The sequence below is a fragment of the Streptomyces sp. HD genome (assembly GCF_028369295.1).
Classification (GTDB): Bacteria; Actinomycetota; Actinomycetes; order Streptomycetales; family Streptomycetaceae; genus Streptomyces.
In genome coordinates, this window is the sequence record NZ_JAQMYP010000113.1 from 1 (window position 1) to 8,837 (window position 8,837).

Genomic DNA, 8,837 nt, shown 5'->3' on the forward strand with positions numbered 1-8,837 from the left:
CATCCCGGTCGACTGGACCACGGTCCTGGCCGGACACGACGCCCGCACGCTCTCCCTCCCCACCTACGCCTTCCAGCACCGCCGCTACTGGCTCGACCTCCCCGAGCCCGCCCCCCACGGCGCATCCGCAGGCCCCTCGGCCGACGACGTGGACGCCCGCTTCTGGGAGGCGGTCGAGCGCGAGGACCTGGAGGCCCTCGGCGATACGCTCGATCTGGCGCCCGAGCGGCGCGGGGCATTGGCCACGGTGGAGCCGGTGCTGCCCGTGCTGGCCGAGTGGCGTCGGCGCAAGCGGGAGAGCGCCGTGCTGGACTCCTGGCGTTACACCGTGACATGGCAGCCGGCCGGTGCTTCGGTGGCCGGGCCGGGCCTGTTGCCGTCGCACTGGCTGGTCGTGGTGCCCGGTGCCGACGGCACCGTTGAGGGAACCGCCCAGGAGTTGGTCGAGCGGCTGCGCGGGCGCAAGGAGGTCGAAGACGTCGTCACGCTCGTCCTCGACGTGACGCGGGAGGATCGGACGGCACTCGCGGACCGCCTCCGTGAAGCCTTCGAAGGGAACCCGCTCACGGGCGGCGTACTCAACCTGCTGCCGCTCGCCCCCGCCACCCCGCGCTCTGCCGACGAGTCTCCGACCTCCGTCGTTCCCGGGGTCGTCACGGCGACCCTTCTGCTCATGCAGGCGCTCACGGACGCGGAGGCGGAGGCACCGCTGTGGACGGTCACCCAGGGAGCGGTCACCGTGCCCGGCCCCGCCGCGCAGCCCGCCGCCGGCCCGGTGCCGGAGCAGGCGGCAGTCTGGGGTCTGGGACGGGTCTACGGACTCGACGACCCCCAGCGGTGGGGCGGTCTCATCGACCTCCCCGCACCCGCCGATCACCCCGCACCGGGCGACTCGGCCGCGGAGCTCGACCCGCGCACCTGGGACCGGTTCTTCGCGGGCCTGGCGGGCGACGAGGACGAGGACCAGTTCGCCGTACGCGGGGACGGACTGTACGTACGCCGCATGGTCCGCCGGCCGGTCGACGCCGAGGCGGGCGAGCCCCGTACAGCCGGTTTCCCGGGTACGACGCTCATCACCGGCGGCACCGGGGCCCTCGGCGCGCATCTCGCCCGGCGGCTGGCCGCGACCGGTGCCGAGCATCTGCTGCTGGTCGGCCGCCGAGGCCCGGACGCGCCCGGTGCGGCCGAACTGGAGGCGGAACTGACCGCTCTCGGCGCCCGCGTCACCGTCGCCGCGTGCGACATCACCGACCGGGATGCCCTGGCCGCACTGCTGTCGGAGGTGCCGGAGGACGCACCGGTCAACGCCGTGGTGCACGCGGCGGGCATCGAGCCGCCGGCCGTCGCGATCGGGGACACGGACCTCGCCGACCTGCATGACGTGGCGGGCGCGAAGATCGCGGGTGCCGTCCATCTCGACGCGCTGCTCGCCGACCGTCCGCTGGAGGCCTTCGTCCTGTTCTCGTCGGGCGCGGGCGTCTGGGGCGACGGCGGCCACTCCGGATACGCGGCCGCCAACGCCTACCTCGACGCGTTCGCCGAGTGGCGCCGCAGCCGCGGCCGGGTGGCCACCTCCATCGCCTGGGGTGCCTGGGCCGGCGGCGGCATGGTCCACGAGGCCGAGGGCGACCGGCTGCGTCGCTACGGCGTGCCCACCATGGATCCCGAGGTGGCCGTGGGCGCCGTACAGCAGGCCCTCGCGCATGACGAGACGTTCCTGGTCGTGGCCGACGTCATCTGGGACCGGTTCGCGGCGACGTATTCGGCTGCCCGCCGCCGTCGTCTCTTCGACGAGATTCCGGAGGTCCGCCTCCTCCACGCGGAGCAGGCCCGCGCCGGTGCGTCCGGGGACGGCGCCGATGCCGGGCCGGTGCCCGGTCGGGCGCAGTCTTTCGCAGGCCAACTGACCGGCGCCGGCCGGGCCGAGCAGACACGGACCGTGCTCCAGCTCGTCCGTACGCAGGTCGCGGCGGTCCTCGGCCATGACGGGACCGGTGCCATCGGCCCCGACCACGCCTTCCGCGACCTCGGTTTCGACTCCCTGACCGCGGTGGAGTTGCGTAACCGGCTGAAGGAAGTCACCGGACTGAGCCTGCCCGCCACCCTGGTCTTCGACCATCCCACCCCGGCGGCCCTCGGTGAACGGCTGCTGTCCGAACTGGTCCCGGACGCGGAACCGGCCGGTGGAGGGGAACTCGCGTCACTCGACGAGCTGGAAGCGGCCGTCGTCGCGCTCGACCCCTCCGACGACGTCTCCCGCGCCAGGATCACCACCCGGTTGCAAGCGCTGCTGTGGCGGTTGTCCGACAGCCCGGTCGAGAAACCTGAGGGCGGCGGCGACGCCGACGACGAACTTCTCGGGACCGTCTCCGACGACGAGATGTTCGACCTGATCGACAAGGAACTCGGTCTCAACTAGCCCGCCAGACCGCCGGACGGGCCGGCTCCCCCCCCCAACAACCGGCCCGTCCGGCCTCCTCCGTTCCCCTCCGATCCCCTTCGCACCATCGCCATCCGCACCGCACCACCAACCCTGTCCGACCTGCCCGTTGCCAACGCCGTACGGGTGACTCCAAGCCTTCGGGCCTGCTCTAGGGACTGATGACGTTCATGGCCAACGAGGACAAGCTCCGCGACTACCTCAAGCTGGTTACCACCGACTTGCGGCAGACCCGCCGTCGCCTTCAGGACGTCGAGGCCCGCCAGCAGGAGCCCATCGCCATCGTCTCGATGAGCTGCCGCTTCCCCGGCAACGCCCACACGCCCGAGGACTTCTGGGAGTTGCTCACGGCGGGCGTCGACACCGTCTCCGAACTGCCCGCCGACCGCGGCTGGGACCTCGATGGGCTGTACCACCCCGACCCGGAGCACCAGGGCACGAGCTACACCCGCTCCGGCTCGTTCCTGTACGACGCGGCTGAGTTCGACCCCGCCTTCTTCGGCATCTCGCCGCGCGAGGCGACGATGATGGACCCGCAGCAGCGACTGCTGCTGGAGACCTCCTGGGAGGCCCTGGAGCGGGCCGGAATCGAGCCGGGCACCCTGCGTGGCGAGAAGGCGGGCGTCTTCGTCGGCAGCAGCGACCAGGGCTACGGCGCCGCGGCCGCTCGGGCCCGGGACCGCGTCGAGGGACACATGCTGACGGGCGGCTCCGGTGCGGTGCTGTCCGGCCGGATCGCCTACACCCTTGGCTTCGAGGGCCCCGCCGTCACCGTCGACACCATGTGCTCCTCGTCGCTGGTGGCGCTGCACCTCGCCGTCCAGGCCCTGCGCCAGGACGAGTGCGGCCTCGCCCTCGCCGCCGGCGCCACGGTCATGGCCACGCCCCGGAACTTCGTGGAGTTCAGCAGGCAGCGGGGGCTTGCGCCGGACGGTCGGTGCAAGCCGTTCGCGGCGGGTGCGGACGGCACCGGCTGGGGTGAGGGTGTGGGTGTGTTGCTGCTGGAGCGGTTGTCGGACGCGCGGCGCAACGGTCACCCCGTGCTGGCGGTGGTGCGCGGTTCGGCGATCAACCAGGACGGTGCGAGCAATGGTCTGACCGCGCCCAACGGGCCTTCGCAGGAACGTGTCATCCGTGCCGCGCTGGCCAACGCCCGTCTGACGGCGGACCTCGTGGACGTGGTCGAGGCGCACGGCACCGGGACCACCCTCGGCGACCCGATCGAGGCACAGGCCGTGATCGCCGCCTACGGCCAGGACCGCGAAGAGCCCCTGCGGGTGGGGTCGCTGAAGGCCAACATCGGGCATCTCCAGGCCAGTTCGGGTGTCGCAAGCGTCATCAAAATGGTGTCCGCCATGCGTCACGGAGTCCTGCCGAGACTGCTGCACCTGGACGAGCCGACGCCGCACGTCGACTGGTCCTCCGGCGCGGTCGAGCTCCTCACGGAGAACCAGGAGTGGCCCGAAACCGGCCGTCCGCGCCGCGTGGGCGTGTCCTCCTTCGGCGGCAGCGGCACCAACGCCCATGTGATCCTCGAGCAGGCCCCTGAGCTCGACCCCGAGACGGAGGAACCGCGCTCCACCGACGACACCGCTGCACCGGTGTTCGCCGAGGTTGGCGTGGTGCCGTGGGTGGTGTCGGGTCGTGGCGGGGACGGGCTTGCCGGTCAGGCGGGACGGTTGGCGTCATTCGTGGAGTCGGCCGGTGAGGACGTACGGCCGGTGGACGTGGCCTGGTCGCTGGCCGCCACTCGGGCGGCGTTCGAGAACCGTGCCGTGGTGCTGGGCGCCGAGCAGGGTGAACTCGTCGACGCCCTCGGCGCGTTGGCCTCCGGGAACGCGGCTTCCGGAGCGGTGACCGGGAGCTTCGACGTGGTTCCCGACGGTCCCGTCTTCGTGTTTCCGGGTCAGGGGGCGCAGTGGGCCGGTATGGGGCGTCAGTTGTGGGATGCGTCGCCGGTGTTCGCGGCGTCGATGGAGGCGTGTGAGGCCGCTCTTGCTCCTCATGTGGAGTGGTCGCTGGGCGAGGTCGTGCGGGGCGGTAGTGACCTGGCCGGTGTGGATGTGGTGCAGCCGGTGTCGTGGGCGGTGATGGTGTCGCTGGCGGCGCTGTGGCGTGCTTGCGGGGTTCAGCCGTCGGTGGTGGTGGGGCATTCGCAGGGGGAGATTGCTGCCGCGGTGGTGGCGGGTGGTCTGTCGTTGGAGGACGGGGCGCGGGTGGTGGCGCTGCGGTCCAAGGCGATCCGGGCCATCGCCGGCCGCGGTGGCATGGTGTCCGTCCCGCTGCCGCTCGCGGATGTTGAGGAGTTGCTGACGGCTTGGGCGGGCCGCATCGACATTGCTGCGGTCAACGGTCCGGGTTCGGTGGTGGTGGCCGGGGATGCGGATGCGCTGGATGAGCTGATGGCGCACTGCGAGGCGGGGGAGATCCGGGCGCGTCGTATCCCGGTGGACTACGCCTCCCACACGAGGCACGTGGAGGCCATCGAGGCCGAGCTGGCCGAGGTCCTCGCACCGGTGGTCCCGCGTTCGGGTGAGGTGCCGTTCTTCTCCACGACCGAGGCCGAACTCATCGACACCGCCGGTCTGGACGGCGGGTACTGGTATCGCAATCTGCGTCAGCGGGTGCGGTTCGCGGACGCCGTGCAGGGTCTGGTCGAGCAGGGATACTCCGCGTTCGTGGAGGTCAGCTCGCACCCGGTGCTGGGTATGGCGGTGCAGGAGGCCGCCCCGGACGCGGTGGTGGTGGGCAGCCTGCGCCGCAACAAGGGCGATGCCCCCCGTTTCCTGACCTCGCTGGCCGAGGCGTGGGTGCGCGGCATCCCGGTCGACTGGACCACGGTCCTGGCCGGACACGACGCCCGCACGCTCTCCCTCCCCACCTATGCCTTCCAGCACCGCCCGTACTGGTTCGAGCCCGACGCTCCGCAGCTCGCCGCGGCGACCGGAGGTGCAGAGGACCCGGTGGACGCCGAGTTCTGGGCGGCCGTGGAGGGGCAGGATCTCCAGGCACTGACCGGCACGCTCGACGTCGTCGAGGACACTGGGCAGGAGGCGCTGGCCCAGGCGCTGCCCGTGCTGTCGGCCTGGCGCCGGGGCCGCCGTGCCGCGTCCACCATCGACTCCTGGCGCTACCGCATCGCTTGGCGGCCGACGGCCGATCCCACCGCCGTCACCCTCGACGGCACGTGGCTGGTCGTCGTCCCGGCGAGCCAGGCGGGCACGGAACTCATCAGCGTCTGCCTGGACGGGCTCGCCACGCACGGCGCGCAGACCGTGCCCCTGTTCGTCGACTCCTCCGACACCGACCGGGAGCGGCTGGCCGCCCTGCTGACCGAAGCGGCCCGGCACAGCGGCGTCGACGCCGGCCAGTTCAGCGGTGTGCTCTCCTTCCTCGCGCTCGACGAGCACCCGCACCCCGAGCAGCCGGGACTCGCGGCCGGCCTGGTGGCCGGGCTGGCGCTGGTCCAGGCGTGCGGTGACACCGGCGTACGAGCCCCGCTGTGGCTGGCCACCAGCGGAGCCGTCACGACCGGCGACAGCGACCCGCTGCGCAACCCCGTGCAGAACGGCACCTGGGGCATGGGCCGGGTCGCGGCGCTGGAGCACCCCGAGTTCTGGGGCGGCCTCGTCGACCTTCCTCAGGCGCCCGACGAGCGCACCGCCTCCCGGTTGTGCGGGATCCTCGCCGACGACCGCGCCGAGGACCAGATCGCCATCCGCCGGACCGGCACCCTGATCCGCCGTCTCGCCCGTACCCCCGGCGGGGCCATGGGCGGCGGACAGCGCGCCTGGACCTCGCGCGGCACCGCACTGATCACCGGCGGCACCGGTGGTCTCGGCGGCCACACGGCCCGCTGGCTCGCCCGCAACGGAACCGAGCACCTGGTCCTGGTCAGCCGCCGCGGTGCGGACGCACCCGGCGCGGCCGAACTGGAGGCCGAGCTGCGCGAGCTGGGCGCCCGCGTCACCATCGCCTCCTGCGACATCGCCGACCGGGACGCGCTGGCCGCGCTCGTCGAGCAGGTCGAGGCCGACGGGCCGCCGATCCGCACCGTCGTGCACACCGCGGGCGTCGGCATCCTCATCCCGCTGGCCACCACGACGCTCCAGGAATTCGCCGACGGAGCCGAGGCCAAGCTGTCGGGCGTCGCCAACCTCGACGCGCTCTTCTGTGACGACCGGCTCGACGCCTTTGTCGTCTTCTCCTCCGTCGCCGGTGTCTGGGGCAGCGGCGACCACGGCGCCTACGCGGCGGCCAACGCCTACGCCGACGCCGTCGCCGAGCACCGGCGGGCCCGCGGCCTGGCCGGTACGTCGATCGCCTGGGGCATCTGGAGCGACGAGGGCGGCGGCATGGCCCTCGACATCGTCCAGGAGCAACTGCGCTGGCGCGGCATCCCGTTCATGGACCCGGCCCTCGCGGTCACGGCCATGCAGCAGGTCCTCGACCGCGACGAGTGCTTCATCGCCGTGGCCGACATCGACTGGGAACGATTCGTCCCCGTCTTCACCGCGGCCCGCCCCCGCCCCCTGCTCACCGAAGTGCCGGAAGTCGCCGAGCTGCTGCGCGCCGAGGAGGACCGCCACCGTCGGCACACACCGGACGCGGCGAGCACCGGTCTGGTCTCCCGGCTGCGGGGCATGACCGCAGACGAACAGGACCGGACCGTACTGGACCTGGTACGTGCCCAGGTCGCCGGAGTACTCGGACACAGCAGCCCGAACAGCGTCGAAGTCGGGCGAGCTTTCCGGGAGTTGGGCTTCGACTCGCTGACCTCCGTCGAGCTGCGCAACCGGCTCAACGCCGCTACCGGACTGCGCCTGCCCGTCACCGTGATCTTCGACCGGCCCACGGTCATCGCCCTGGCCCGCCACGTCCGCGAGGAACTGGTCGGCGACTCCGCCGCCCTTCCCGTTCCGGTCACAGCCGTGACTCCGGCCGGCGGGCCCGCCGCGGACGACGACCCGATCGTCATCGTCTCCATGAGCTGCCGCTACCCCGGCGGTGCCAACAGCCCCGAAGAGCTGTGGCAGATCCTCGCCGAGGGCCGCGACGTCATCGACGCCTTCCCCGACGACCGTGCCTGGGACCTCGACGCCCTCTACGACCCCGACCCGGACCGTGAGGGCACCTGCTACGCCCGCGAAGGCGGCTTCGTGCACGACGCGGGCGACTTCGACGCCGGCTTCTTCGGCATCTCGCCGCGCGAGGCCGTCGCCATGGACCCGCAGCAGCGACTGCTGCTGGAGACCTCCTGGGAAGCGCTGGAACAGGCCGGCCTCGTCCCGGACGCGCTGCGTGGCACCCCTGTCGGCGTGTTCGTCGGCGCCGCCAACCAGGGCTTCGGCGGCCTCGACAACCTGCCCGAGGGCGTCGAGGGCCACATCGTCACCGGCAGCGCCACCAGCGTCCTGTCCGGCCGTATCGCCTACACCCTCGGCCTCAAGGGCAGCGCGGTGACCATCGACACGGCCTGCTCCTCGTCCCTGGTCGCACTGCACATGGCCGTCCAGGCACTGCGCTCCGGCGAGTGCTCCATGGCCCTCGCGGGCGGCGTCGCCGTGATGGTCGAGCCCATCGGCTTCATCGGCTTCGCCCGCACCCGGGGCGTCGCCAAGGACGGCCGCTCCAAGGCGTTCGCCAAGGCCGCCGACGGCATGGGCCTCGCCGAGGGCGCGGGCATGCTGCTCCTGGAACGGCTCTCCGACGCCCGGCGCAACGGCCACCCCGTACTGGCGGTGATCCGCTCCACCGCCCTCAACCAGGACGGTGCGAGCAACGGCCTCAGCGCCCCCAGCGGTCCCGCGCAGCAGCAGGTCATCCGGGCGGCCCTCACCAAGGCCGGACTGTCCGCCGCCGACGTGGACGCGGTGGAAGCACACGGCACCGGGACGACCCTCGGTGACCCGATCGAGGCGCAGGCGCTGCTGGCGACCTACGGGCAGGGCAGGGATCCCGAACGGCCTTTGTGGTTGGGCTCGTTGAAGTCCAACATCGGTCACACGCAGGCCGCGTCCGGTGTCGGCGGCGTGATGAAGATGGTGCTGGCGCTGCAACACGGTGTCCTTCCGCAGACGCTGCACGTCGATGAGCCGACTCCGCATGTCGACTGGTCGGCGGGGGCGGTGTCGCTGCTGACGGAGGCCGTGCAGTGGCCGGAGGTCGAGGGGCGTCCGCGCCGGGCGGGTGTGTCCTCGTTCGGGGTGAGCGGCACCAATGCGCATGTGGTGCTGGAGGAGCCGCCGATCGAGTCCGAGCCGGAGCCTGACGGTGCCGCTGGGCTGGTGTTTGCGGCTGGTGGTGTGGTGCCGTGGGTGGTGTCGGGTCGTGGTGGGGACGGGCTTGCCGGTCAGGCGGGCCGGTTGGCGTCGTATGTGGATGATGCTGCGGGTGA

At 72.4% G+C, this 8,837-nt stretch carries 2 protein-coding genes; both read left to right on the forward strand.

Translation table 11 applies throughout. The features are described 5' to 3' along the window. Positions 1-2,419, forward strand: a 2,419-nt coding sequence (locus tag POF73_RS45305) for an SDR family NAD(P)-dependent oxidoreductase (RefSeq protein WP_272125386.1), incomplete at its 5' end; no start/stop codon positions are given. A gap of 191 nt (positions 2,420-2,610) precedes the next feature. Then, positions 2,611-8,837: type I polyketide synthase (locus tag POF73_RS45310; protein ID WP_272125387.1), on the forward strand; the 6,227-nt coding region annotated here is incomplete at its 3' end.